2 protein-coding genes are annotated in these 1001 nt (G+C 38.7%); one reads left to right on the forward strand and one right to left on the reverse strand.

The window, feature by feature from the left end:
• The coding region (locus tag AB4496_RS29065; protein WP_372133591.1) for a glutaredoxin at window positions 1-231 on the forward strand (231 nt) is incomplete at its 5' end.
• A gap of 156 nt (window positions 232-387) precedes the next feature.
• On the opposite strand, the gene AB4496_RS29070 is transcribed toward AB4496_RS29065, so the two are convergent.
• Window positions 388-522 (reverse strand): hypothetical protein, encoded by a 135-nt coding sequence (locus AB4496_RS29070; RefSeq protein ID WP_004731825.1) that lies wholly within the window; start codon window positions 520-522, stop codon window positions 388-390.
• Window positions 523-1001 lie beyond the last annotated feature (479 nt).

Here is a 1001-nt window from a genome sequence, read left to right on the forward strand (position 1 = left end):
GGTGTTGAATACCAATACCACGATGTCGTAAAAGACAGCGCAGCTTTGTATCGCATGATTCCAGAGGTCAAAGCGCACATTGGTGAGAAAACACCAGTAACCGTTCCTCAGATCTGGCTCGATGGTAAATACATCGGTGGAGCAGACAACTTAGAAGCATGGATGAAAGAAAATGGTTTAGATACCATCCCGAATAATGTTGTCGACCTATCCAACCAATCGACAGGTTAAACTCACACAGAGTTACAAATCCGATCGGGAATTAATCAGTGTTTTTTGTGTCCATCCACAACAAAACGAGCGATGACCTTCATTAATCGCTAAAACGAAAAAGGCCTTAAACTTCATCGAGTTTAAGGCCTTTTTAAATTCCGTTTTTGAAAATGCTTATTTCGCCATTTTCTTCATCATTCGCTTAAAGAATGATGCTTTTTTTGGCTTTGGCTTGCCATACAATGCTTCGTGCATCATGTTTTTTGCTACCATTTGACCAAGGTATGCGTGGCCTAGTTCGTAATTCATGCTTATCTCCGCACATAATCGATTTTCTTATGCGCGGATTCTACACTTAAAGCGGCCAAAAACAAGATCTAAATCACATTTTAGTGCAACTGACTCATCCTATTGCAACGTCCGTATTCTTGTTTCTGCGTAAATCAGCATTGTATCGTTATATCAATGAGTTAATGTTAAGTCCGTCTAACCTTGATTCACCATACCCATTTGCAATCCAAGACATTGGTTTAGACATTCATAAAAAAAGCAGCTCAAGAGAGCTGCTTTTTAAATACTTAGCTTAGAAACACTGACCTTAAAAAGGACACTATTCGCTAATGCCTAATAGTTAGTAACTAAAACACTAGCTACGCTTTGGCTGTCTGTAAGTTTTACCCGCAATTTGGTATGTGTCTTTTTGCTTTAATTCAAACATAGTTTCAAAGAACCAAGCTGCAAATTTGATTAAGTCATCGCCTTCATTCATGACATGTTCGATGTACTCT

This window comes from Vibrio sp. 10N.222.46.A1 (assembly GCF_041473595.1).
GTDB lineage: Bacteria > Pseudomonadota > Gammaproteobacteria > Enterobacterales > Vibrionaceae > Vibrio > Vibrio tasmaniensis_A.

Excerpts from the sequence above, each read along its gene's own strand:
- AB4496_RS29070 (WP_004731825.1), bottom strand. The coding sequence starts at position 522 with ATGAATTACGAACTAGGCCACGCATACCTTGGTCAAATGGTAGCAAAA.